Source organism: Streptomyces sp. NPDC008092 (assembly GCF_042957285.1).
GTDB lineage: Bacteria > Actinomycetota > Actinomycetes > Streptomycetales > Streptomycetaceae > Streptomyces.
On sequence record NZ_JBIBHY010000009.1, the window covers coordinates 170,103 to 191,708 of the forward strand.

22 protein-coding genes and 2 pseudogenes are annotated in these 21,606 nt (G+C 73.0%); 9 read left to right on the forward strand and 15 right to left on the reverse strand.

Annotated features, from left to right (window positions below; translation table 11 throughout):
* Nucleotides 1-127 precede the first annotated feature (127 nt).
* The 4 genes and pseudogenes from ACFZB3_RS28755 to ACFZB3_RS28770 all read left to right on the forward strand — a co-directional run bounded on the left by ACFZB3_RS28755 (nt 128) and on the right by ACFZB3_RS28770 (nt 2,697).
* On the forward strand, nt 128-1,129 hold the full coding sequence (locus tag ACFZB3_RS28755; protein WP_391380154.1) for a 3-hydroxyacyl-CoA dehydrogenase NAD-binding domain-containing protein: 1,002 nt from the start codon (nt 128-130) through the stop codon (nt 1,127-1,129).
* Nucleotides 1,129-2,022 carry a 3-hydroxyacyl-CoA dehydrogenase gene (locus ACFZB3_RS28760; protein ID WP_391380156.1) on the forward strand — a complete coding sequence of 298 codons (894 nt, stop codon included), beginning with the start codon at nt 1,129-1,131 and terminating at the stop codon, nt 2,020-2,022. Before ACFZB3_RS28755 ends, ACFZB3_RS28760 begins: the two co-directional genes overlap by 1 nt.
* A gap of 36 nt (nt 2,023-2,058) precedes the next feature.
* Nucleotides 2,059-2,511 (forward strand): annotated as a pseudogene (locus ACFZB3_RS28765) (MarR family transcriptional regulator); the annotation flags it as partial.
* A gap of 21 nt (nt 2,512-2,532) precedes the next feature.
* On the forward strand, nt 2,533-2,697 hold the full coding sequence (locus ACFZB3_RS28770) for a hypothetical protein (RefSeq protein WP_391380649.1): 165 nt from the start codon (nt 2,533-2,535) through the stop codon (nt 2,695-2,697).
* Between the two features lie 23 nt (nt 2,698-2,720).
* Here the strand turns inward: ACFZB3_RS28770 and ACFZB3_RS28775 are convergent, their stop codons facing one another.
* The 7 genes from ACFZB3_RS28775 to ACFZB3_RS28805 form a co-directional block, all read right to left on the reverse strand.
* Complete coding sequence (locus ACFZB3_RS28775; RefSeq protein ID WP_391380158.1) at nt 2,721-3,374, reverse strand: hypothetical protein; 654 nt, start codon at nt 3,372-3,374, stop codon at nt 2,721-2,723.
* Nucleotides 3,364-3,864, reverse strand: a complete 501-nt coding sequence (locus tag ACFZB3_RS28780) for a DUF6114 domain-containing protein (RefSeq protein WP_391380160.1) — start codon at nt 3,862-3,864, stop codon at nt 3,364-3,366. The genes ACFZB3_RS28775 and ACFZB3_RS28780 overlap by 11 nt, the downstream gene beginning before the upstream one ends.
* 87 nt (nt 3,865-3,951) lie before the next feature.
* Complete coding sequence (locus ACFZB3_RS28785) at nt 3,952-4,575, reverse strand: DUF6230 family protein (RefSeq protein WP_391380162.1); 624 nt, start codon at nt 4,573-4,575, stop codon at nt 3,952-3,954.
* A gap of 469 nt (nt 4,576-5,044) precedes the next feature.
* Nucleotides 5,045-6,187 carry an LLM class flavin-dependent oxidoreductase gene (locus ACFZB3_RS28790; RefSeq protein ID WP_391380164.1) on the reverse strand — a complete coding sequence of 381 codons (1,143 nt, stop codon included), beginning with the start codon at nt 6,185-6,187 and terminating at the stop codon, nt 5,045-5,047.
* 29 nt (nt 6,188-6,216) lie between these two features.
* Nucleotides 6,217-7,401: an SfnB family sulfur acquisition oxidoreductase gene (locus tag ACFZB3_RS28795; protein WP_391380166.1), complete on the reverse strand. Its 1,185-nt coding sequence runs from the start codon at nt 7,399-7,401 to the stop codon at nt 6,217-6,219.
* A 4-nt stretch (nt 7,402-7,405) separates the two neighbouring features.
* On the reverse strand, nt 7,406-7,963 hold the full coding sequence (gene ssuE, locus ACFZB3_RS28800; RefSeq protein ID WP_391380168.1) for an NADPH-dependent FMN reductase: 558 nt from the start codon (nt 7,961-7,963) through the stop codon (nt 7,406-7,408).
* A gap of 325 nt (nt 7,964-8,288) precedes the next feature.
* Complete coding sequence (locus ACFZB3_RS28805; protein WP_350760414.1) at nt 8,289-8,372, reverse strand: putative leader peptide; 84 nt, start codon at nt 8,370-8,372, stop codon at nt 8,289-8,291.
* A gap of 137 nt (nt 8,373-8,509) precedes the next feature.
* Between ACFZB3_RS28805 and ACFZB3_RS28810 the strand changes: the two are divergent.
* Nucleotides 8,510-8,689, forward strand: a pseudogene (locus tag ACFZB3_RS28810) (LysR family transcriptional regulator); the annotation flags it as partial.
* Nucleotides 8,690-8,821: 132 nt separating this feature from the next.
* Here ACFZB3_RS28810 and ACFZB3_RS28815 read toward each other — a convergent pair.
* Nucleotides 8,822-9,292, reverse strand: coding sequence for a MarR family transcriptional regulator (locus ACFZB3_RS28815; RefSeq protein ID WP_391380171.1), 471 nt, complete (start codon nt 9,290-9,292; stop codon nt 8,822-8,824).
* Nucleotides 9,293-9,372: 80 nt separating this feature from the next.
* Between ACFZB3_RS28815 and ACFZB3_RS28820 the strand changes: the two genes are divergently transcribed.
* The 3 genes from ACFZB3_RS28820 (at nt 9,373) to ACFZB3_RS28830 (ending at nt 13,123) form a co-directional block, all read left to right on the forward strand.
* The gene (locus tag ACFZB3_RS28820; RefSeq protein ID WP_391380174.1) at nt 9,373-10,440 is read left to right on the forward strand and encodes an Atu2307/SP_0267 family LLM class monooxygenase; all 1,068 of its coding nucleotides are present in this window, start codon (nt 9,373-9,375) and stop codon (nt 10,438-10,440) included.
* Between the two features lie 4 nt (nt 10,441-10,444).
* Complete coding sequence (locus tag ACFZB3_RS28825) at nt 10,445-11,176, forward strand: NAD(P)-binding domain-containing protein (RefSeq protein WP_391380176.1); 732 nt, start codon at nt 10,445-10,447, stop codon at nt 11,174-11,176.
* Between the two features lie 180 nt (nt 11,177-11,356).
* A complete protein-coding gene (locus ACFZB3_RS28830) occupies nt 11,357-13,123 on the forward strand; it encodes an alpha/beta fold hydrolase (RefSeq protein WP_391380178.1) in 1,767 nt (588 codons plus the stop codon).
* Here the strand turns inward: ACFZB3_RS28830 and ACFZB3_RS28835 are convergent.
* On the reverse strand, nt 13,113-14,375 hold the full coding sequence (locus ACFZB3_RS28835; protein ID WP_391380180.1) for a beta-ketoacyl-ACP synthase II: 1,263 nt from the start codon (nt 14,373-14,375) through the stop codon (nt 13,113-13,115). The two genes, ACFZB3_RS28830 and ACFZB3_RS28835, sit on opposite strands and share 11 nt — an antisense overlap.
* Before the next feature lie 479 nt (nt 14,376-14,854).
* On the opposite strand from ACFZB3_RS28835, the gene ACFZB3_RS28840 reads away from it, so the two are divergent.
* Complete coding sequence (locus ACFZB3_RS28840; RefSeq protein WP_391380182.1) at nt 14,855-15,379, forward strand: winged helix-turn-helix domain-containing protein; 525 nt, start codon at nt 14,855-14,857, stop codon at nt 15,377-15,379.
* Nucleotides 15,380-15,454: 75 nt separating this feature from the next.
* Here ACFZB3_RS28840 and ACFZB3_RS28845 read toward each other — a convergent pair whose 3' ends face one another.
* The 6 genes from ACFZB3_RS28845 to ACFZB3_RS28870 all read right to left on the reverse strand — a co-directional run bounded on the left by ACFZB3_RS28845 (nt 15,455) and on the right by ACFZB3_RS28870 (nt 21,469).
* Nucleotides 15,455-16,189 (reverse strand): LuxR C-terminal-related transcriptional regulator, encoded by a 735-nt coding sequence (locus ACFZB3_RS28845; RefSeq protein ID WP_391380184.1) that lies wholly within the window; start codon nt 16,187-16,189, stop codon nt 15,455-15,457.
* 76 nt (nt 16,190-16,265) lie between these two features.
* Nucleotides 16,266-17,693 (reverse strand): DHA2 family efflux MFS transporter permease subunit, encoded by a 1,428-nt coding sequence (locus tag ACFZB3_RS28850; RefSeq protein WP_391380187.1) that lies wholly within the window; start codon nt 17,691-17,693, stop codon nt 16,266-16,268.
* Nucleotides 17,694-17,836: 143 nt separating this feature from the next.
* Nucleotides 17,837-18,802, reverse strand: a complete 966-nt coding sequence (locus ACFZB3_RS28855; RefSeq protein ID WP_391380189.1) for a ThiF family adenylyltransferase — start codon at nt 18,800-18,802, stop codon at nt 17,837-17,839.
* Nucleotides 18,799-19,788, reverse strand: a complete 990-nt coding sequence (locus tag ACFZB3_RS28860; RefSeq protein WP_391380191.1) for a hypothetical protein — start codon at nt 19,786-19,788, stop codon at nt 18,799-18,801. Before ACFZB3_RS28860 ends, ACFZB3_RS28855 begins: the two co-directional genes overlap by 4 nt.
* Nucleotides 19,785-21,014, reverse strand: a complete 1,230-nt coding sequence (locus ACFZB3_RS28865) for an acyl-CoA dehydrogenase family protein (protein WP_391380193.1) — start codon at nt 21,012-21,014, stop codon at nt 19,785-19,787. Before ACFZB3_RS28865 ends, ACFZB3_RS28860 begins: the two co-directional genes overlap by 4 nt.
* 59 nt (nt 21,015-21,073) lie before the next feature.
* Nucleotides 21,074-21,469 (reverse strand): hypothetical protein, encoded by a 396-nt coding sequence (locus ACFZB3_RS28870; protein WP_391380195.1) that lies wholly within the window; start codon nt 21,467-21,469, stop codon nt 21,074-21,076.
* Nucleotides 21,470-21,606: the final 137 nt, after the last annotated feature.

The window sequence follows — 21,606 nt, forward strand, 5'->3', positions numbered from 1 at the left end:
GAACCCTCCCGATTCCTGGGCGCGCAGCCCGATGCGCCGGCGGGCCACCGGGCCGAGGGTGGTCCCGTGGCCGCCGCACGGCACCTCCACACCCCCCGTGGCCAACGATCAGGAGCAGTGATCAGCCATGACATCGCACCAGGCCGTCCACCGCGTGGCGATCGTCGGGACCGGCACCATCGGTGCCAGTTGGGCGACGCACTATCTCGTCCGTGGCTTCGACGTCACGGCGACCGACCCCGCGCCCACCGCGGAGACGGCCCTGCGGTCGTACGTGGCAGGCGCCTGGGACGCGGCCGCCGCGATCGGGCTCGCCCCCGGCGCCTCACCCGACCGCCTCGGTTTCACCCCGGACATGCGGAAGGCCGTCGCGGACGCCGACTTCGTGCAGGAGAACGCGCCCGAACGCCCGGAGCTCAAGGTCAGGCTGTTCGCCGACCTCGACGACGCCACACCACCGGACTCGATCATCGCGTCGAGTTCGTCGGGCATCACGATGAGCGCCATCCAGGCCGACTGCCGGCACCCGGAGCGGACCGTCATCGGCCATCCCTTCAACCCGCCGCACATCATCCCCCTGGTGGAAGTGGTCGGCGGCGCCCGGACCGCCCCGGAGACGGTCCGGGACGCCATGGCGTTCTACGCCTCGATCGGCAAGAGGCCGATCCACCTGAAGAAGGAGCTGCCCGGGCACGTCGCCAACCGCATCCAGGTCGCGCTGTACCGCGAGGTCGTGTACCTGATCCAGGACGGCGTGCTCGACGTGGCGGACGCCGACGACGCGGTGTCCTGGGGGCCGGGGCTGCGCTGGGGCGTCATGGGCCCGTCCCTGCTGTGGCACCTCGGCGGCGGCGAGGGCGGCATCCAGCACTTCATGGACACCCTCATGCCGCGCATGGCGGCGTCCTGGGACCAGTTGCGCACCCCCGACTTCACGCCCGAGCTCAGGGACACGATCGTGAGCGGTGTCCTCAAGGAGGCGGACGGCCACTCGATCGACGAACTGTCCGCGCGCCGGGACACCATGCTCGCGGCCCTGCTGGCCGTGCGCGCGCAGCAGGACCCGTCGTCCGGGCCGTCGGCCGAGGCCGGGAAGGCGACCGGGCCGGACGCGGAGGAGGGACCGTGATGGGAGGCGGGGAGAGACTGTTCGTGCTGGAGGCGAGCGGCGGCGGCCGCCTGTTCTCGGTGCACCCCGACGGCTCGGACAAGACCGTCCTGGTCACCGGGTGCCGGATCCCCGACGGCGTCGCCGTCGACGTCGGCGCCGGGCACGTCTACTGGACGAACATGGGCGTCCCGGCGGCGGACGACGGCTCCGTCGAGCGCGTGGACCTGGCCGGCGGCAACCGGACGACGATCGTCGCCGAGGGCGCCACGCACACGCCGAAGCAGCTCCACCTCGAAGCGTCCGACCGGAAGCTGTACTGGGGTGACCGCGAGGGCATGCGCGTGATGCGCTGCGAACTCGACGGCTCCGGCGTCGAGACGCTCGTCCGGACCGGCGAGGGCGAGGACGACGCCCGGGACGCGACCAGGTGGTGCGTGGGCGTCGCCGTCGACCCCGTCGGCGGGCACCTGTACTGGTCCCAGAAGGGGCCGAGCGACGCGGGGCTCGGCAGGATCCTGCGGGCCGGCATCGCCCTGCCCGCCGGGCAGCCACCGGACCGGCGCGGTGACGTCGAGGTGCTGTTCGAGGGGCTGCCGGAACCGATCGACCTCGAACTCGACCTCAAGGCGAGGGCGTTGTACTGGACGGACCGCGGGGACCCGCCGCGGGGCAACACCGTCAACCGGGCCCCGCTGGACCAGCCGGACGGCCGGTGGACGTCCGAGATCCTCCTGACCCATCTCATGGAGGGCATCGGCATCGCCCTCGACCCGGACGGCGGCCGCATGTACGTGACCGACCTCGGCGGATCCGTCTACGCGGCCGGTCTCGACGGATCGGGGCGCCGGGAGATCCTCGCCGCCCAGGGCAATCTCACGGGCATCGCCCACGCGGTGCTGCAGGCGGTGTGACAGCCGCCCGCACCGGGTGTCGCCGGGCCAGGCCCGGTGGGCCGCCGAGATCTGCCCGACCAGGACGGCGAACGGCATGTCGAGGGCTGCGTAGCAGGCCGCGGCCTCGGGCAGGGCGTTGTCGCCCAGCGCCTCGACCATGAGGGTGGCGTAGTCGCTGACGACGACGCCCCCCTGTATGCGCAGCAGTCCCGCCTCGCGCTTGGCCTGGCTGAAGGTGCCGGAGGCGTCGACGGCGACGTAGGCGTCGTACCCGGCGGCCGTCGCGGGAGATCGCGGGCAGGGCGACGCACACCTCCAGCGACACCCCGGCGAAGACCAGCTTCCGGCGGCCGGTGGCCTCCACGGCCTCCCGGACCCGGTCGTCGTGCCCGCGCCTCCGGCCGGCACAAGCAGGTCGCCGGCACCCTCATCGACGACCTGGAACGCCTCGGCTACGTCGAACGCAGACCCGACCCCGCGGACCGCCGCGCCAAACTGGTCTGCCCCACCGAGCGCGGCCTGCTGCAGATGGCGGCGGCCGCCGCCGTCATGCGCTCGATCGAGGAGCGCCACGCGAGGGCGCTGGGCGAGCAGGAGTACGCCGCCTTCAAGGCGGCGCTGCGCACCGTGGCGGAACTCCGGCCGGAACCGCCGCCCGATGCCAGGCCGACGGACCCCGGCCGGGGAACCTGAGCCCACCGGCACCCCGCCCGGCGTCACGCACCGTGCGGGACCCGCGCCGTGGTCCGCAGTTGCGGACCCCTGATGGACAGCCGGCCGCCGAACTGGGTGATCTGGGAGGCGGTCGCCGCGGCGAGCGTGATGGTACGGGTGCGGGTGGCCGGGTGCGAGAGCCAGCGGGGTACCGCGTCGGGGGTGACGGAGACGGTGCGGTCGGCCGGGAGCGGGCCGCCGCCGAGGCCCGTGACCCTGCCGGTCAGTTTGCGGACGTAGAGGGTCGTCACCCCGCCGGCGCCCTGCCCCTTGAGCGTGGCGGTGGTCGCCGGCCTCGCCCGCAGCCGCATCGCCGCGCGGCCCCGGCCCGCGGTCAGGTCGAGGTTGACGGCGTCCAGCGACCGTACGGTGAACTTCAGGGCCCGGACACTGCCGGTCCCGGTACGCACCGAGACCACTCCGCGGAACCTCGCGCCGCGGAGTACGAGCCGGTCCGCACGGAGCACACAGGGGCCCTTCGCGGGACGGACCAGGGGCGCGGAACCGAGCCGTGCGCCGGAAGCGACGCCGGGCACGTGCGGCACGTCGAGGCGCAGCAGCACGGCCACGCCGGCCACGGCCAGGGCGGCCGCGAGAGGCCGGGCCACCCGGCGGAGCGCGGGAACGCCCTTACCGGTGCGCGGGTCAGGTGCCACTGCGCCCCTCCCCCGTCGCGGCCGCAGCGGCGCCCGCACCCGGCACGGCCGCCCGGTCGTCCGGCGCCGTCGGCGGCTCGCCGGCCGGGGGCGGCAGCCAGGCGCAGGCCAGGGAGCCGCCGACCAGGCCGAGGGCCACGCCGAGGAAGAGACCGCCGAAGTTCGCGACGGGGAAGGAGACGACGGCGAGCAGGAGGGTGGCGATCCCGGCGAACACCCGGAGATGGGGGCGGCAGCAGAGCGCGATGCCCAGGGACAGGAGCAGGGTTCCGATCAGCAGGGACCCGGCGCCGGAGGTGGTCGACAGGGCGAGCGGGATCCCGCCCAGGTTCAGGTTCGCGTAGGGCCAGTAGAGGATGGGCAGACCGGCGGCGAAGGTGAACAGCCCGGCCCAGAAGGGACGTCCGCCACGCCAGGTGCGGAACCTGCTCCGGAACTCCGGCGCCCTGGCGACCAGTTCACGTCCGCTGCCGAAAGGGTTGGTGATCACGCGTCCTGTCCTGATGAGTGGGGTTGCGGTCCCGCGGGGAGGTGTTGCGCCCGGACGCACGGCCCCCGTGCGCGGCGGCCACCCGGGTCAGAAGCATGCGCGGTTGCCCTGGAGGACCCGCAGTCGCAGACCCGGGATGTTGAAGGTGCCGGCGGAGACCGCGACCGCGCTCACCCGCACGTCGTTCAGGGTGGTCGACGTCGCCTGCTGGGCGACGCCGTCGGGATCGAAGAAGCGCGAGTTCCGGTCCCCGGACCTGACCGGTCCCTTGGTGACGGCCCCCTGGGCGACGCCGATGTCGAGGCCGCCGAAGAACGCGTCGCCGACCGACTCGCTGGTGGCGTCGATGAACAGGTTCGAGGCCTCGGCCGGCCGGCCGTCACCGCCGGTGAGCCGCAGCGTCTGCGTGCCCAGCACCGGGACGTCGACGACGACGGACTGGCACAGCCCGTCGACCGTGGCGTGCCGGAAACCGGAGACCACGACGGGGACGAGTTCGTGCTTCCTCGTGACGTCCACCATGCCGTAGAGGCTGAACCCGCGGGCCGTCAGTTTGTCGGCGGAGACCTGGAACTGCTGACCGGAGATGAAGAACGAGGCGGCGAGCACACCCTGCGCCATGGCGATGCCGACGGTCGCGCAGGCGGCGACGCCGGGCACCAGGACCACCGCGAAGCGTCTCCAGCGGGTTCGTCCGGCGCGGTGCGACATCCCGTCTCCTTCGGTCTCGAGGTGGACCCGCCCATGCCGACAAGGCAACAGATGCCCCGTTTGTCCGGTGATGGATCCTAGGCTCCCGGCTGCACCGACCGAGTGCACGCCAGGCCCGCCGGACGAGTGACGCAAGTTCTGCTGCTCTCTTCGGGCGACGGGGCCCCGGCTGGAGCCTGCGGAGCACGCAGTTCAGCATCGCGGCCTCCGCCGCGGAGAGCCTGTCCGTGAGGCGGCGGCGGACCGCGGCCTCCGGACCGGGGCGCACGGCGGCGACGGGCGCGCGCCCGTCGCCGGTGAGGGTGACGGCGACGGGCGCGTGACCGTCGCCGCGCTCACGGGCCACAAGTCCGCGCCCGGCCATGCGGGTGGGCCGACGGGAGATGCGGGCGCGGTCCCGGCCGAGCGACGCGCCGAGTTCGCCCTGGCGCAGGGCGCCGCCGGACAGAGCGCCGCCGGACAGAAACCTTCAGGACGCGAACGGCACCTGCGCCGACGCCACTTCGCCCGCCCCGGCGGGGTGCCGCCACACGCCCTGCGCGGCCAGCCGGGGCAGCACCCCTTCCCCGAACCAGTACGCCTCCTCCAGATGCGGGTACCCGGAGAGCACGAACTCCTCGATGCCCAGCGCCGCGTACTCCTTGATCCGCTCGGCGACCTCGTCGTGCGAGCCGACCAGGGCGGTCCCGGCGCCGCCCCGCACCAGCCCGATGCCCGCCCAGAGGTTGGGGTGGATCTCCAGCGCGTCCCGCCGTCCGCCGTGCAGGGCCAGCATCCGCTGCTGCCCCTCGGACTCGCTGCGGGCGAGCCCCGACTGCACCGACCGCACGGTCTCCGGGTCGAACCCGTCCAGCAGCCTGCCGGCCTCGGCCCACGCCTGCCCGGACGTGTCCCGGGTGATGACGTGCAGCCGGATCCCGAACCGCAGGGTGCGCCCCTGTGCCGCCGCGAGCCCCCGGATCCGGGCGATCTTCCCGGCGACCTGGGCCGGCGGCTCGCCCCAGGTCAGGTACACGTCGACGTAGCGGGCCGCGACCTCGCCCGCGACCGGCGAGGACCCCCCGAAGTACACCTCGGGCACCGGCTCCGGCACCCGGGCCAGCCTGGCGTCCTCGACCCGCAGGTGCTCCCCCTCCAGATCGACCGCCTTGCCCTCCCACAGCCCCCGTACGACCTCCAGGAACTCACCGGTACGGCGGTACCGGGCGTCCTTGTCGAGGAAGTCCCCGTAGGCCCGCTGCTCGTGGCTCTCGCCTCCGGTCACCACGTTCAGCAGCAGCCGTCCGCCGGTCTGCCGCTGGAAGGTGGACGCCATCTGCGCGGCGAGCGTCGGCGAGACGAACCCCGGCCGGAAGGCGACCAGGAACTTCAGCCGCTCGGTGTGCTGGCTGACCATCGCCGTGGTCAGCCAGGCGTCCTCGCACCAGGCGCCGGTCGGGGTGAGCGCCCCCACGAAGCCGAGATCCTCGGCGGCCCTGGCGATCTGGCTCAGATAGGCGACCGTGGGCGGCCGGTCCCGTCCGGAGGCCGTCGCCGGGGTGCCGTGGCCGCCGCCGACGACATGCCGGCTGTCCCCGTTGGTGGGCAGGAACCAGTGGAAGGTGAGGGACACGGGGGTCTCCGATCGAAGGCAGCGGGTGGTCACAGGAGGCCGTGGCGGGGCGGCAGAATGCCGTTGAGGACGTACCGGCCGATGTGCTGGATCTTCCAGCGGGTCGGATCGTGCAGGGTGTGGGTCCGGGCGTCCCGCCAGTGCCGGTGCAGGTTGAGGGAGTTGAGGGCCGAGCGGGTCCCGGACACCTCGAAGAGCGCCCCGGCGACGGTCACGGCCGCGCCGGACGCCTGCACCTTCGCGGCGGCCACGGCGACGGACGCCTCGGCGGCCGACGCGTCGGTGAGGTCGGTGCCGGCCGCGTCGACCGCGCGGGCGGCCTCCCGCAGCAGGGCCTCGGACGCCCGTACCTGGACGGCGAGTTCACCGAACCGCTGGATCAGCAGCGGGTCCTCGGCGGCGGACTCCAGCCCGCTCTCGAACCAGGGCCGACTCCGGGTCCGTACGAATTCCGCGGCCTCGGCCAGCGCTCCTCCGGCGATCCCCACGTCGATGGCCGCGTGCAGCAACTGGGCCACCGCACCGTGGAGTTGGGGACCCTGGAAGGTCAGATGGTGCGGCAGCACGCGGTCGGCGGGCACGGTCACGCCGTCCAGCCGGACGGTCCCGCTGGCGGTCGTGCGCTGCCCCATGCCGTCCCAGTCGTCGACGACGGTGAGGCCGGGCGCGTCCCGGGGGACGTACGCCACGTGCAGGTTGTCGTCCTCGGCGCGGGCGAGCACCGGGATCCAGTCGGCGAAGAGGGCGCCGGTGGAGTAGTGCTTGACCCCGGTCAGCCGACAGCCGCCGTCGCCGTGCCGTTCCAGGCGGGTCCGGATGTCCTGGACGTGTCTCGTCCCCGCCTCGGACTGGGCGTTGCCGAAGCGGCTGCCGGCGAGCAGCTCCGCGAAGAAGAACTTCCGCTGCTCCTCGGTGCCCTGACGGCGGATCACGTTGACGTACACGAAGTGGCTCTGCGGGATCTGGGCGAGGCTGGCGTCGGCCGAGCCGAGCAGCCGGAAGATCTCCGCGAGGGTCAGGGCGTCGACGTCGGCTCCGCCGTGCTCGGCGGGCACGGTGACGCCGAGCAGCCCCGAGGCCGAGAGCCGGTCCAGCTCGGCCCGGGGCAGGCGGCGTCCGGCGTCCCGTTCGCCGGCCCCGGCCCGGAACTCGTCGGCCAGGGCGGTCGCGACGGCGAGGGCCTCGGTGGCGTCGGCGATGACGTGGGCGGTCATCGGGTCAGCTCGCCACGGCCAGGACGGGCGTGCGGCCGGGGAGCGCCGCCGAGAACCGGTCGACGACCGGGACGAGCGCCTCGGCGGCGGCCGGTGCGAGGCTCAGGGTGCCGTCCTCCCCCACGGTGATGTCCTTGTCGAGGGTGAACCAGCCCTGGACTATGTGGGCGGCACCCATGGAGTTGAGGACCGGGCGCAGCGCGTAGTCGATGGCGAGGACGTGTGCGACGGAGCCGCCGGTGGCCAGGGGCAGCACGGTCTTGCCGGTGAGCGCGTACTGCGGGAGCAGGTCGAGCAGGGCCTTGAGGACGCCGGAGTACGAGGCCTTGTAGACCGGGGTGCCGACCACGACCCCGTCGGCGCGCGCGAACAGCTCGGTCGCCTCGACGATCGCCGGGTGCCGGAAGTCGGCGCCGAGCAGGGCCTCGGCGGGGATGGTGCGGACGTCGAGCGGGACGACCTCGTGGCCCTGGGCGGTCAGCCGCTGGTCCAGGTGGCGCAGCAGGCGGCCGGTGCGGGAGGAGGCGGAGGGACTGCCGGAGACGGACAGGACGGTGGCCATGGAGCTGCCTCTTTCTGGTGGCCGGGACGGCGCGGAACGCCTCGTCGAGCGGGAGGTCGGGCGTGGGCCCGGGCGGACTCGGGCCCGGTGTCCGGGAGCCGGGCCTCCCCCCAGGCGGTCTACGGCCGGTGCGGAAGCCGTCGCGGTACTGGACGATTTCACGGGCGCGACGGGCATGCGGAACTCCTGTCGCGGTTTTTCGGGCACGCGAGAATTCACGGGGCCCGGGACGACGCGGGCACCGCACGGTGAATTCAGGCGGGAAAAGGGAGGTGAAAGGAAGCGAAAGAAGGCGAGAGAAGTGCGGCGGATCGTGGCGGGGTGATCAGGCCGCGGCGCAACAGGAGGCGCTGGAGACGCGCGCGAGGTCGACGTGGCGTCGCCGCGTGAGGTCCAGTCGCATCTTCATGCCGTCGATGGTCGCAGTCCGCGCCGAAGGCCGTCAAGGAAAACCCGACCGGTCTCGTATCGCGGACCATTGGATTTCACGAACGTGTGACAGGAAAACCCTTGAACGCGCCCCTGGAAGCGGCTCATTCTGCCGGGGTGCGGACCGAACAGCTGGAATACATAGCGGCCGTGACCCGGCTCGGTTCACTGCGCCGGGCGGCCGACGAACTGCGCCTGTCGCAGCCCGCCCTGAGCGAAACCGTCCGGAACCTGGAGCGGGAGCTGGGCGTCGACCTGCTGGAGCGCAAGCGGACCGGGGCGACGATGAGCGCGGCCGAGTCGGTGCCGCAGGCCGCGCGGGACCTGTACGACACGTTCGTGCGCCGGGCGGCCGAACTGAGCGACTGAGCACGGACGCTCCCTGAACGCCCTGATGGGGCAGCGTTCCGGCAGAGCGCTCCGCGGGCCTCAGGCTTCGGGCGCCGTCAGGTGGTTCCGCAGCGCCGTGGTGATCTGCTGCGCCGCGGCGAGCTGGTCCGGGGTGAGGGCGGCCACGAACAGCTCCCGCACGGCGCGCAGATGGGGCAGGGACGCGTTCCGGAACGCCTCCGCGCCCTCCGCCGTGAGCACCACCTCGGCACCCCGGCTGTCGGTGACGCACTCCTCGCGCCGGAGCAGGCCGCGCCGCTCCATGCGGCCGATCTGGTGCGAGAGGCGGCTGCGCTCCCAGCCGACGCGGGCCGCCAGTTCGGAGGACCTCAGCCGCCGCCCGTCCGCCTCGCGCAGGGCGAGGAGCACGGCGTAGTCACCCGGCGACAGGGCGCTCTCGCGCTGCAGGCGGGACGAGAGCTCGGCGCGCAGCGCCTCCGTCGTCTCGATGAAGTCCCGCCAGATCCGCAGTTCTTCAGGGGTGGGGAATTCCCTGCGCCGCGCTGTCATCGTGCCGCCGCTCCTCTTGTTGACATGTCAATCATATGCGAGCGATGATTGACACGTCAACCACTCGAAGGAGCCCTGTCATGCCAGCCCCCGCGTCAGACCCCGTACCCGACTCCGCGTCCGATCTCGTCTTCGGTCTCGACACCTTCGGCGACGTCCCGCAGGACGACTCGGGAACCCCGGTCTCCTACGCGCGGGCCGTCCGGCAGGTCGTCGACGAGGCCGTGCTCGCCGAGGAGACCGGCGTCGACGTCATCGCCCTCGGCGAGCACCACCGCCCGGAGTACGCGGTGTCGACCCCGGAGACCGTCCTCGCCGGCATCGCCACGCGCACCCGGCGGATCCGGCTGGCCTCCGGCGTGACCGTGCTGAGCTCCGACGACCCGGTCCGCGTCTTCCAGCGCTTCGCCACCGTGGACGCGCTCTCGAACGGCCGGGCCGAGGTCATCCTGGGCCGCGGCTCCTTCACCGAGTCGTTCCCCCTCTTCGGGTACGACCTGAGCGACTACGACGTGCTGTTCGAGGAGAAGATCGAGCTGTTCGCCAAGCTCCTGGAGGAGAAGCCCGTCACCTGGAGCGGCACCAAGCGGGCCCCCCTCGAAGCCGCGGACGTCTTCCCCAAGACCGAGTCGGGGCACCTGAGCACCTGGGTCGGAGTCGGGGGCACCCCGCAGTCGGTCATCCGCACCGCCCGCTACGGCTTCCCGCTCATGATCGCCATCATCGGCGGCACTCCCGAGCGCTTCGCGCCGTACATCGACCTCTACCGGCGCGCCGCCGGCCAGTTCGGTACGACCGCGCACCCGGTCGGGATGCACTCGCCGGGGTTCATCGCCGACACCGACGAGGCGGCCCGGGAACAGCACTGGCCGTACTACCGGGTGATCCGTGACCGCATAGGCGCGCTGCGGGGCTGGCCGCCGGTCCGCAAGGAGGAGTACGAGGCCGAGATCGAGCACGGCTCCCTGTACATCGGCTCTCCGGAGACGGTCGCCCGCAAGATGGCCCGTGCCGTCAAGGCGCTCGGCGTGGGCCGGTTCGACCTGATCTACACCAGTGGGGCGCAGCCGGTCAGCGCCCGCCTGCGCGCCGTCGAGCTGTACGGCACGAAGGTGGTCCCGATGGTCCGCGACCTCCTCGCCGGCTGACGCCGTGAACGCAACGGAGTCGAAGGCCGCCGAGGTGCGGACGGTCGGGATCCTGGGCGCCGGCAAGGTCGGCACCGTACTGGCACGGCTGGCGCTGGCGGCCGGCTACCGCGTGCTGATCGCGGGGTCCGGCGACCCCGCCGCGATCGCCCTCACCGTCGAGGTCCTCACCCCCGGCGCCGTCCCGGTGGACGCCGCGCGGGCCGCGGCGGAGGCGGACGTGGTCGTCCTGGCCCTCCCGCTCGGCAAATACCGCAGCGTTCCGGCCGAAGAGCTGCGGGGCAGGCTGGTCGTCGACGCGATGAACTACTGGTGGGAGGTGGACGGGGTCCGCGCGGACCTCACCGACCCGCTGACCTCCTCCAGCCAGACCGTGCAGGCGTACCTGTCCGGAGCGCGGGTGATCAAGGCGTTCAACCACATGGGCTACCACGACCTGGAGGACGGGGCACGGCCCGCGGGCACGCCGGGACGCAAGGCGATCGCGATCGCCGGCGACGATCCGGACGGCCTCGCCGCCGTCGCGCACCTCGTCGACGCGTTCGGCTTCGACCCCGTGGTGGCCGGTCCGCTCGCCGAGGGGGTGCGGCTGGAGCCGGGCACCGAGCCCTTCGGCGCCGACGTCGGCGCCGGCGAACTGCGTGCGATGCTCGCGCGTTTCCCGGAGTCCGACCACGGGCGCGCCGTGCTCGCCGCACGGGCGGCCGCCGCGGCACGGACCGGACCCGCCGCCTGAACACACGTGCGGCGAGGGCGGCTTGCACCTCCGGGCACATCGTCCCGAACGTGTGGTGCGGGCATGGTTCGTCCGCTTCGCCCCGGGTGTTTCGGTACGGTGGGAGCCGCTCCGCGGACGGGGCCCCGGTCCGGTTCCCCGAGCGCTGACACGGCATCACGGACCGGGCAAGGAGACAGCATGCTCTCGGACTCGACCGACTCGACCGATTCGATCGTCTTCGGCGCCGGGGGCTTCATCGGCCGCTCCCTGGTGGCGGAACTCCTGCGCCGGGGCCACCGGGTGGCGGCCGCCGTGCGCGGCTCCGGTGACGGGCTGACGGCGTGGCTCGACGGGCAGGGCGTGGACCGTGCCGCCCTGACGATGGTCCGGGCCGACATCACCGCCCCCGGTCTGGGGCTGCCCGCGGACGGGCTGTCCGGGGTCCGCGACGTCTACAACACCGCCGCGCGCTTCGCGTTCGGCATCACGCCGGCACAGGCGCGGGCGGTCAACGTGACGGGTGCCGTGCAGGTGGTCGACTGGGCGGCGGGCCTGCCGAAACTGCGCCGGGTGGTGCACATCAGCGGCTACCGCATGGCGGCCGTCGCGGCCGGACGGCCGCCGGACTACCGCAGGCTGGGCGCGTACGAGGCGTCGAAGCAGGAGGGCGACGCGGCGGTGCGGGCCCGCGCCGGCGAGCTGGGGGTTCCGTTGAGCATCGCCAATCCCAGCACGGTGATCGGGCCGGGCCAGTACCTCGGCCTGGCCGAAGTGGTCCGCGGGCTCTGGCAGGGCCGGCTGCGGGCCCTGCCCGGGGGGCCCGGTGTCTTCCTCCCGGTCGTGCCCCTGGACCACTTCGTCCGGTTCCTGGCCGCTCTTCCGCAGGACCCCGGGAGCGCGGGCCGCACCTACTGGGTGCTGGACGACTCCACCCCCGAACTGCCCGCGCTGGCCGGCCTGCTCGCGGAGCACATGGGGGTGCGCTCCCCCAGCCGCTCGGTCCCGGTGGGTCTGCTGCGTAGGCTGCCCCGCGCGATCACCCGGGCGGATCCCGAGACCCTGTCGTTCCTGTCGACCGACCGCTACGACACGGCAGCCGCCCGCGCCCTGTCCGAGGCGCACGGGCTGTCCATGGCGCCCGTGCGGGCGGCGCTGCGCCAGTGGGCCGACGACCTGGTCGCCACCCGATTCGGCCGCTCCGGGCCGTGCCGCCGCCCCTACGGCTTCCACGACGTGGCGGGCACCCGCACCTGGGTGACCGGGGAGCGGCGGCGCCCCGGATACGTGCTGCTGCACGGGCTCCTGCTGAGCGCCGACGCCTGGGCGGACACGACGGACCGCCTGGACGCGCCCGTCCTCGCTCCCGACCTGCCCGGCTTCGGCAGGTCGGGAGCGGGCCGGGGAACGCTCGACGACTGGCTCGCCGACCTGCTGCGCCCGGTGGAGACCCGGCCGGTGCTGGTGGCGCACTCGCTCGCGTGCGGCCCCGCACTGCGCTACGCCGCGGCCCGGCCCGACCGGCTCGCGGCACTCGTGCTGGTCGCGCCGGCCTTCCTGCAGCGGCCGACCGCCGCGGTGCTGCGCTCGCCCCTGGCCGTGCCCCTGCTGCGCACGGCTCCCGCCGCCCGTCTGGCTCGTCCGCTCGGTCTGTCCGAGGGCCCGGGGCTCGACGCGCTCGCGCTGGACCTGCGCCGGGCCGGGACCTCGCGCCGGGTGGTCGCCGCCCTGCGCGACGCCCACCGGCAGCGCGCCGAACTCCGCCGCGTGCTGCGGGAGTTGCGGCTGCCCGTGGACATCGTCGTCGGGTCGGCGGATCCGCTGACGGACCCGGTGGACACGGTGGACACGCCGGTGACGGTGGTCGAGGGGGCGGGGCACTGCCCCCAGCTCACCCGTCCGGCGGCCGTCGCGGACCTGCTGGCGTCCTGCCGGGACCGGGCCGCCGACCCGCGCCCTACCTCGTGAAGGCGAGGACCACGTTGTGACCGCCGAACCCGAAGGACGTGGACAGCGCCGCCCGGACGGGTGACCGCCGCGGCGCGCCGGACACCAGGTCCAGCTCGATCCCGTCGGAGGCCCTGTCCAGGTTGCGGACCGGCGGGACCAGGCCGTGCGCCAGGGTGAGGACGGTGAAGACGGCCTCGACCGCGCCGGAGGCGCCCAGCAGGTGGCCGGTGGCGGACTTGCAGGCGGTGACCGCCGGATGCGGCCCCACGGCCTCCTGTACGGCCCGGGCCTCGGTGACGTCGCCCAGGGGCGTACCGGTGGCATGCGCGTTCACATGGCCGATGTCGGCTCCGGCGAGATCCGCGTCCCGCAGCGCCGCCCCGATGGCCCGCACCTGGCCCTCCACGGCGGGGAGCGTCACGTCGTACGCGTCGGACGTGACCCCCGCGCCCGACAGGGTCGCGTGCACCTGCGCGCCGCGCGCCCGTGCGAAGCCGGCGCGCTCCAGTACGACCATGCCCGCGCCCTCGGACATGACGAACCCGTCGCGGTCCCGGTCGAAGGGCCGGGACGCTAATTCCGGGGCGTCGTTGCGCAGGGACAGGGCGCGCATCCGGGCGAACGCGCCGAGCGCCAGCGGGTGCAGGCAGGCGTCCGTGCCGCCCGCGACGACCACGTCCGCCCGGCCGGACCTGATCAGCAGCGTGCCGACCGCCAGCGCCTCCGCACCGGACGCACAGGCGCTGGTCGGGGCGTGCGTGCCCGCCCGCGCCCCCAGCAGCAGACCGACCGCCGCGGCGCTGCCGTTGGGCATCAGCATGGGCACCGTGTACGGCGAGATGGCGCGTGGGCCCCGTTTCTCCAGCCGGTCGTCCTGTTCGAGGAGGGTGAGCCCGCCGCCGATGCCGGTGCCCACGACCACCGCGAGCCGTTCGGGCTCGACCTCCGGCGCGCCGGCGTCCGCCCACGCCTCCCCGGCCGCCACCACCGCGGCCGCCTGACTGCGGTCGAGGCGCCGCCGCCGGATCCGGTCCAGCCGGAAGGCGGGGTCCTCGCACATGCCTCCCGCGATGCGCACGGGCAGCTGCTCGGCCCAGGGGGTGTCCAGCCGGGTCACGCCGGACCGGCCGGACAGCAGGGCCGCCCAGCTGGACGGCACGTCACCGCCGAGCGGGGTGGTCGCTCCGAGGCCCGTCACCAGCACCTCGGCACGCGGGGGTGTGGGCCGGCCGGCGGGGGGCCGGCTCGCTTCAGTGGTCGCGGGCAGCATGACGGGTTCCTTCCGCGCGGTGTTCCTGTCTCTTGCCTTGCGTCGCCGGCGGGAGGTTCCCCTGCGTCTCCCAGGACGCCGGAGGGGGCCCCGCCGTCACCAGCGCCATGATGGCGATCAGTAATTCCCCGGAGGTGAGAATTTCTTCTGCCCTTTCCATGCCTTTCCCGGATTTCTCGAATACCGGCCTTTTTCGTCGGCACGCCTGCCCGGAGAAATCTACCCGCCCGGCACGGCCCGGCGCTTCACTCCTTTTCACGAGATCGGCTCGGGCCCGCGGCACCACACAAAGGACCATTAGAACTATTAACAGCCTGCGCCCTGTCCTATTTTATGCAGATAACCAGGCGGTGCCCCGCCAATTGACTTGTTGCAGCGACGCTTGAACACCCTGCATAGTGAGGTAGTAATGCCGCAGGGGGGAACGAAACCCGCGGAACCCTGCATTATTCCACGCGTACGAAAGGAGAAGTCAATTCGTGCCTCAATACAGTGAGGGGCAGTTATTCCAGGCCACCCAGGACGTACGCGTCCTGCGCTGGCCGGTCGAGGTGCAGGAACTGGAACAGTTGCGGCGCCGCGGAATCCTCCGCCTCCTCGTGGTGGAGAACGGCGCGACGCCGCCGGTGCCGAGCGACTCGCGGGAGGACTGGATCCGGGCGCCGGTCAGCAGGGCCGACTTCGCCGCCCGGGTCGCGGCGCTCCGGGCCAGAGCCGGCACGCACCGGGTCCCCGTCCTCGACCAGGACGGGCTGCTCCGCTACGGCACCCGGATGGTGCCCGTGTCACCGACCCAGATGAACCTGCTGCAGCCACTGGTCGAGCGGTACGGCACCCTCGTGGCCCGGCACGAACTGATCGCCCTGCTCCGCGACCGGCGCGGCACGGCCAGCCAGAACGCCCTGGACCTGCACATCATGAGAATCCGGCGCAAGGTGGTCTCCCTCGGGCTGCGGGTCCGGACCGCCAACGGACGCGGATATCTCCTCGATTCGACCGACTGATCTTCACAACAGCCAACAAGACCAGCCCTGTTGAGCGCCATGCGCTCAACAGGGCTCGCGCGGAGCACCGCAGGCTCACTGGAGCGCCCGCGGAGCGCGGGAGCCGGTCCACCGGCGGACGGGCTCCGGGCAGGGCTGCGCCAGCAGGCCCGTCCGGTAGGCATGGATGACCGCGTGCACCCGGTTGCGCAGGTGCAGTTTCTCCAGCAGCCGTTGCACATGGGATTTCACGGTGTTTTCGCTCAGCACCAGGACCGCGGAGATCTCCGTATTGCTCAGTCCCTGGGCGAGCAGCCGGAACACCTCCCGCTCCCGCCGGGTCAGCGACTGGAATCCCGCCGCACCCGCCGCCGGAGCGCCGGGGAATTCCACCGGCTCGGGAAACCGGCCGCCGCCCCCCGCAGGACCCTGTTCCTCGAAGAAGATCCGGTAGCCGGCGGCCACGACGTGAATCGCGGAGAGCAGCTGTTCCGGCGTGACCCTGGGCAGCACGACCCCGTGCACGCCGGCCCGGAGGGCGATCCGTGCGTCCGGGGCGCCCTCGTGGGCCATGAGCAGAACGCCGGGCCGTTCGTCGCCGCAGCTCGCGGAGAGTTCACCGACCAGCTGCACGGCGTCGGCGGCACCCCGGAGGACGCCGGCGAGCACCAGATGCGGCCGGAGTGCACGGGCCCTGCCCACCGCACCCGCCAGGTCGGACACCTCGCCGACCACCTCGATGCCGCCGTCCTCGTCGAGAACGGACCGGATTCCGGCGCGGGCGATGGACCGGTCGTCCGCCAGCAGGACCCGGATCGGTGCGCTCGGCACTGTCCCCTCCCCTCCTCTCCTTCTCCCCTCCGATCCTTCTCCCCTCCGACCGGACATGCCGGTGGTGGGCATGCCGTCACACCAGGTCGCCCACGCACCCCGGCACGACCGGCTCGGGGTCGGCGGGGCGGCCGTCCCGGGGGCGCCGCGGTACCAGCAGGGCCGCCAGCGCCCCGCAGGCGATCAGGGCGACGCCGGTCCACACCGCCGGGACCATGCCGTCCGTGAACCGGTCCGCGGTGGTGAGGTCCCCGTGCGCGGAGAACACCGACGCGAGGACCGCGATGCCGAGCACGCCGCCGAGTTCACGCAAGGCACTGATCGACCCGGAGGCCATGCCGCGCTCGCCGGCGTCGACCGCGCTCATCACCATGTTGGCGGTGGGCGAGAAGTAGCAGGTCATGCCGAGGCCGCACAGGACCAGTGCCGGAATCAGCGACGGATAGGGCACCTCGGGCGAGACCCGGGCGGCGATCCACCCCAGTCCGATGGCCTGGAGGGCCAGGCCCAGCGCGACGACGGCCCGGCCGCCGACCCGGTCGGAGACCAGGCCCACCAGGGGCGCCACGAAGACGGGCACCGCGGTCCAGGGCAGGATCCGCAGGCCCGCCTCCAGGGGGGTGTAGCCGCGCGGGCCCTGGAGGAACTGGGTGAGCAGGAAGACCGAGCCGAACATGCCGGCGAACATCAGCAGCCCGGCGACGTTGACGGCACCGAAGGTCCGGTGGCGGAACAGCTTCATCGGGAACATGGGGTGTTCGACCCGCAGTTCCCAGCCGACGAAGGCGATCAGGACGGCCGCGCCGCCGGCCAGCGAGAGCAGCACCCGGGCACTGGTCCAGTGGTCCGCGTGACCGTTGATGATGCCGAAGACCATCCCGAAGAGCCCGGCACTGGCCAGGACCGTGCCCACCAGGTCCAGACGCGGGCTGGGGCCGTGGCTCTCGGTGAGCTTCCACCGGGCGACGGGCAGCACCAGTACGCCGACCGGCACGTTGATCCAGAAGATCCACTGCCAGCTCAGGTGCTCCACCACGGCTCCGCCGAGGAGCGGGCCCATGGCGATCGCGACGCCCTCCACGGCACTCATCGCGCCCAGCAGGACACCGCGCCGCCGCTCCGGCGCCGCCTCCGTGAGGATCGTGAGGTTCAGCGGCATCAACAGCGCGGCACCCAGGCCCTGTACGGCACGGGCGGCGATCAGGGCGCCGATGCCGGGGGCCAGCGCGGCCCCGGCCGACGCGACGACGAAGACGCCGAGCCCGATGCCGAACATCCGCCGCCGGCCGAACCGGTCCCCGAGTGCCGCGCCGGTCAGCATGAGCACCGAGTAGGTCAGGGTGTAGGCGTTGACGGTCCACTCCAGTTGCTGGATGCTCCCGCCGAGGTCCTCGCGGATCGACGGCAGGGCCGTGATGACGACGAGGTTGTCGAGCGACACCATGGCCACGCCCAGGCCACAGCAGAAGAACGTCCACAGCACGTTCCGTTGCCGAACACTCATGTCCACCTCCGTGGTCGCGATGGCTGCGCGGGCGCGCGCCGGCGGCCCGGCCGCGCCCGGCCTGCGTCATGCGGCCGCGCGTTCGCACCCGGTGCTTCGCCGGTGAACGCGCGGCCGTGGGTCGGAACTTCGGGCCCGGCGGCTCAGGAGACGTCGCGGTCGACCGCGGCCAGCGGTGCCCGGCCCGCGCCGGACCGCCGGGCCAGCCGCAGCAGCTCCGGCAGCAGCGCCCCCAGCTCCACCGGCCATCGCGCCCGGGTCCGCCACCGCTCCCCGAGCGGCCTGGCCTTCTGGTGCACGTCGAGACGGACCTCGGGCCGCACCCGCTGCCCGGTCAGCAGCCGCACCACCATGTGGGAGCTGATCACACCGAACGCCATGGCCGTGTAGGCGACCTGCGGAAAGCTGTAGTCGGTCCGGGCGTGGTTGGCCCGGATCTCGGCCAGCATGTCGGTGGGCACGTGCCGCAGCGGCACGGCCCGGCGGAGCAGGTCCCACATGTCGTAGCGGTCGGCGTCGTGCGGGCCGAGGGCCCCCGCGAACGGTTCGCGGACGTACCGGTAGTCGTAGCAGCGCACGTACTGGGTGCCCGCCATGTCCCAGCCGGTGATCAGGGGCAGTCGCCGCTGTACGGCGTGGCGGTGCAGCAGGAGCTTGGCCCGCCAGCCCTCGGGGGTCGTGACGTCCACCCCGTCGATGACCACCTGGCAGGAGGCCGTCAGCTTCTCGACGGTCTGTCCGGTGACCCCTTCGGTGAACACCTCGACCGAGGCGTTCGGGTTGATCGCCCGCACCCGGTCCCCGGCCAGCGCGGCCTTGTTCCGGTCGAGGTCGGCGACGGTCGCCGACTGCCGGTTGAGGTTGTTGAGTTCGTACGTCCCCGGGTCGGCGAGGACGAACTTCTGCAGGCCCAGCCGGGTGAGCGGTTCGACGGCCGCGCCGCCGATCGATCCGCAGCCGGCCACCAGGACGGTGGCCGTGCGCAGCGCCCACTGATCGGCCTCGGGCACCACGCCGGCGTTGCGGGCGGTCAGTTCGGCGTAGAACCGCGCTTTCGCCGCGGGCCCTCCGGCCGTCTCGGGCATCGGTTCCCGGTCGCCGTCGTTCACCTGCGAGTCCCTCCTCGTGCGGGGTCGGGACGGTGTCCCGTGCGCGTCCTGCGTGCGGCCAGGGTGGTGATCACGGCCTGCCAGGAGGCCAGGTCGCTCGTCCCGTCGAGGTAGGAGCGGACCACGTCCCGGTACCAGGCGATGTCGGCGGGCACCGGGGCGGCGAACGGCTTGGCCACCACCGTCTGCCGGTAGATCGGTGCCATGGGGTCCGACGCGCACAGGGACGGCGCGGTGCCCTCGACGACGTGCAGGTCGAAGCCGACCAGCCGCAGATGGCGCAGGGCGACGTGCTCCTTGGCGTCGCCCAGCACCACGCGCACGCCGTCGCCCAGTGCGAGCAGCGCCTCGCCGATGCCGAGCATGAGGTGCCAGGGAACGCGGGTGTGCTGCTCGTCGCGCGGCATCGTCTGGTCGCGCAGGAACCGCTTGAACTCGAAGGCCTGGTGGGTGCCCAGGCCGGGCCGTGCGTACCTGCCCAGCAGGTCGATGCCGTGCGCGGCCTCCGTCGGGAACGGGGTACGGCACGCGGAGTCCAGGGGCAGGCTCTCGGGGTCCGCCGAGCAGGCCAGTCCCACGTAGCCGCGGATCTTCCCGGAGCGCGCGCACAGCGTGACGGTGTGGATGTTCTCCACGGGCGAGTGCGGCAGCGGTTCGTGGAAGGCCCCGGTGCGGTGGACCGCTTCGGCGGAGATCCAGTTCAGCCGGAGGTACTGGGCGAGACGGAACCCCAGCATCCCCTTGAGGTAGCGGGAGGGGAACTGGCTGTCGCGGCCGGTGACGGTGACCAGGGCACCGTCGGGGTCCTCGACGAGGGAGAGCGGGTCGCCCCTCAGCTCCAGGGGCAGCCGGCGGTAGCTGAGCCGGTCGTGGAGGCTGATGATGTCCCGGGCGTAGCGCCGGGCGCGGGGGTCCCGGCCGGCGGCGGGCTCCGGGGCCGGGGTACCGGGTAAGGCGGGGCCGGCGGCGCGGCCGGCGGCGCTCACCACTCGTCCTTCTCGGCGTAGAGGCTCTCGGTGACGGCGAGTGCCAGGACCTCGGGGGTGCCCTCGTAGATGCGGGTGCCCAGCGCGTCCCGCATCGTCTTCTCCACGCCGTAGGAGCGCAGGTAGCCGCGTGCGCCGAGCAGGGACAGGGCCGTCTCCGCGACGTCGATCGCGGTCCGGTCCGCGAACAGCTTGGCCGCGGCCGGTTCGTAGACCGGCGGCGGCAGTTCGTTGTCGACCTTGTCCGCCGCCCGCAGGTACAGCATGCGGGCGGCGTCGACCTTGGCGGCCATGCCGGCCAGCTTCGCCGCCGTGAACTGCTGGTCCTTGAGGGGGCGTCCGCCCTGGACCCGCTCGCCGCACCAGGCGATCGCCCGTTCCAGGGCGCTGCGGGCCACGCCGGTGGAGATGCCGGCCACCGCGGCGCGCGCCATGTTGCTCTGCGCCATGTTGATGGCCATGCCCTCGCCCTCCGCGCCGATCATGTACTCGGCGGGCACCCGGACCTCGTGGAACTCCAGCTCGCTGCCGAGGCAGGCGCGGTATCCCATCTTGTCCGCCACGGGTCCGCGGACCACGCCGGGCAGGTCGAGGGGGACGATGAAGGAGGTGAGCCCGGTCGCCCCTCGGCTGCCCTCCATGGTGGCGAACACGGAGGCGAACACGGCGACCTTCGCGTTGGTGATGAACCGCTTGCGGCCGGTGAGGACGTAGTCGTCGCCGTCCCGGCGGGCGGTCGTCACGTTGCGCGCGTGTTCCGCCTGGGAGGGGATGATGAGGTCGCAGCCGGCGTCCTCCTCGGTGACCGCGTTGCAGGCGAGGACCGGTTCGTCGCCCGAGAACAGCGGCAGGAAGCGGGCCTGCAGCCGCGGGTCGCCGGACAGCAGGATCGGCGCCTGGCCGAGCAGGGTGGCGCCGAAGACCAGTGCCGTGCCCGGGCAGACCGCGGCCACCTCCTCCAGTGCGGTGGCGACGCCCAGCATCCCCACGCCGAGGCCGCCGTACTCCTTCGGGACCGCAGCGCGGGTGAGACCGATCCGGTGGCCCCGGCCGACGAGGTCCCAGTCGAAATGCGCGGCCGGTTTCTGGTCCATTTCCTGTACGCGGGGTTCGACGACGTTCCGGGCGAATTCCTTTGCGGCCGCCCGGAACTGCTCGACGTCGTTCGGCAGCACGTCGAAGTTCAGCGTCGCCTCGGACACGGATTCGGAGAGAGCGGTGTTCACGTGCGGTGTCACTCCTTGTGCGTGGGTTCGGTGTTCGGGACGGTTCGCCGCACGGCGGTTCACGCGCCGATACCGGCGGCGGCCGCGATGTCGGGGTACCGGTCGAACGCGGGCCGCAGCATGGGCACCAGCTCCAGTACCTTGGCGACCCTGCCGCGGATCCGGAGCCGGCCCGTGGCGACGGCGACGGGCACCAGGAGCCGCCCCATCCACAGCGCGTGCGCCGTGTCGCAGGACATCCGGAGGGTGATCGCCGCCGGCCGCGCCTGTTCGCCGCCGATGCGGACGCCGTCCTGCGGCGACACGAAGAGCTCGCAGTCGGGCTTCGTGTGCACGAGCCGGACGGACAGTCCCTCCTGCCGGGCCCGCGCCACGAAATCGTCGTCCTCCAGCAATACGGTGAACAGACTGCTGAAGACCTTCACGGCCATTTCACTGGACGGAAATACGGACATGTTCCCCCTTCGCTCCTCGCTCGCTTCTCCTGCGTGAAAGCGCCCGTGAAAGCGCCCGTGAAAGAACGCTAGGGGCCGCCCGGACCGGATTCCACCGAGCCAACATAAGGCCGAAGGGAAGCGGAAAGGACACGGAA

Bases quoted from the DNA above. Each gene is read 5' to 3' on its own strand.
- ACFZB3_RS28870 (WP_391380195.1), bottom strand. From the start codon at position 21,469: ATGTCCGTATTTCCGTCCAGTGAAATGGCCGTGAAGGTCTTCAGCAGT.
- ACFZB3_RS28760 (WP_391380156.1), top strand. From the start codon at position 1,129: ATGGGAGGCGGGGAGAGACTGTTCGTGCTGGAGGCGAGCGGCGGCGGC.
- ACFZB3_RS28820 (WP_391380174.1), top strand. From the start codon at position 9,373: ATGCCAGCCCCCGCGTCAGACCCCGTACCCGACTCCGCGTCCGATCTC.
- ACFZB3_RS28815 (WP_391380171.1), bottom strand. From the start codon at position 9,292: ATGACAGCGCGGCGCAGGGAATTCCCCACCCCTGAAGAACTGCGGATC.
- ACFZB3_RS28835 (WP_391380180.1), bottom strand. From the start codon at position 14,375: ATGCTGCCCGCGACCACTGAAGCGAGCCGGCCCCCCGCCGGCCGGCCC.
- ACFZB3_RS28795 (WP_391380166.1), bottom strand. From the start codon at position 7,401: ATGACCGCCCACGTCATCGCCGACGCCACCGAGGCCCTCGCCGTCGCG.
- ACFZB3_RS28785 (WP_391380162.1), bottom strand. From the start codon at position 4,575: ATGTCGCACCGCGCCGGACGAACCCGCTGGAGACGCTTCGCGGTGGTC.
- ssuE (WP_391380168.1), bottom strand. From the start codon at position 7,963: ATGGCCACCGTCCTGTCCGTCTCCGGCAGTCCCTCCGCCTCCTCCCGC.
- ACFZB3_RS28805 (WP_350760414.1), bottom strand. From the start codon at position 8,372: ATGAAGATGCGACTGGACCTCACGCGGCGACGCCACGTCGACCTCGCG.
- ACFZB3_RS28830 (WP_391380178.1), top strand. From the start codon at position 11,357: ATGCTCTCGGACTCGACCGACTCGACCGATTCGATCGTCTTCGGCGCC.
- ACFZB3_RS28755 (WP_391380154.1), top strand. From the start codon at position 128: ATGACATCGCACCAGGCCGTCCACCGCGTGGCGATCGTCGGGACCGGC.
- ACFZB3_RS28850 (WP_391380187.1), bottom strand. From the start codon at position 17,693: ATGAGTGTTCGGCAACGGAACGTGCTGTGGACGTTCTTCTGCTGTGGC.
- ACFZB3_RS28770 (WP_391380649.1), top strand. From the start codon at position 2,533: ATGGCGGCGGCCGCCGCCGTCATGCGCTCGATCGAGGAGCGCCACGCG.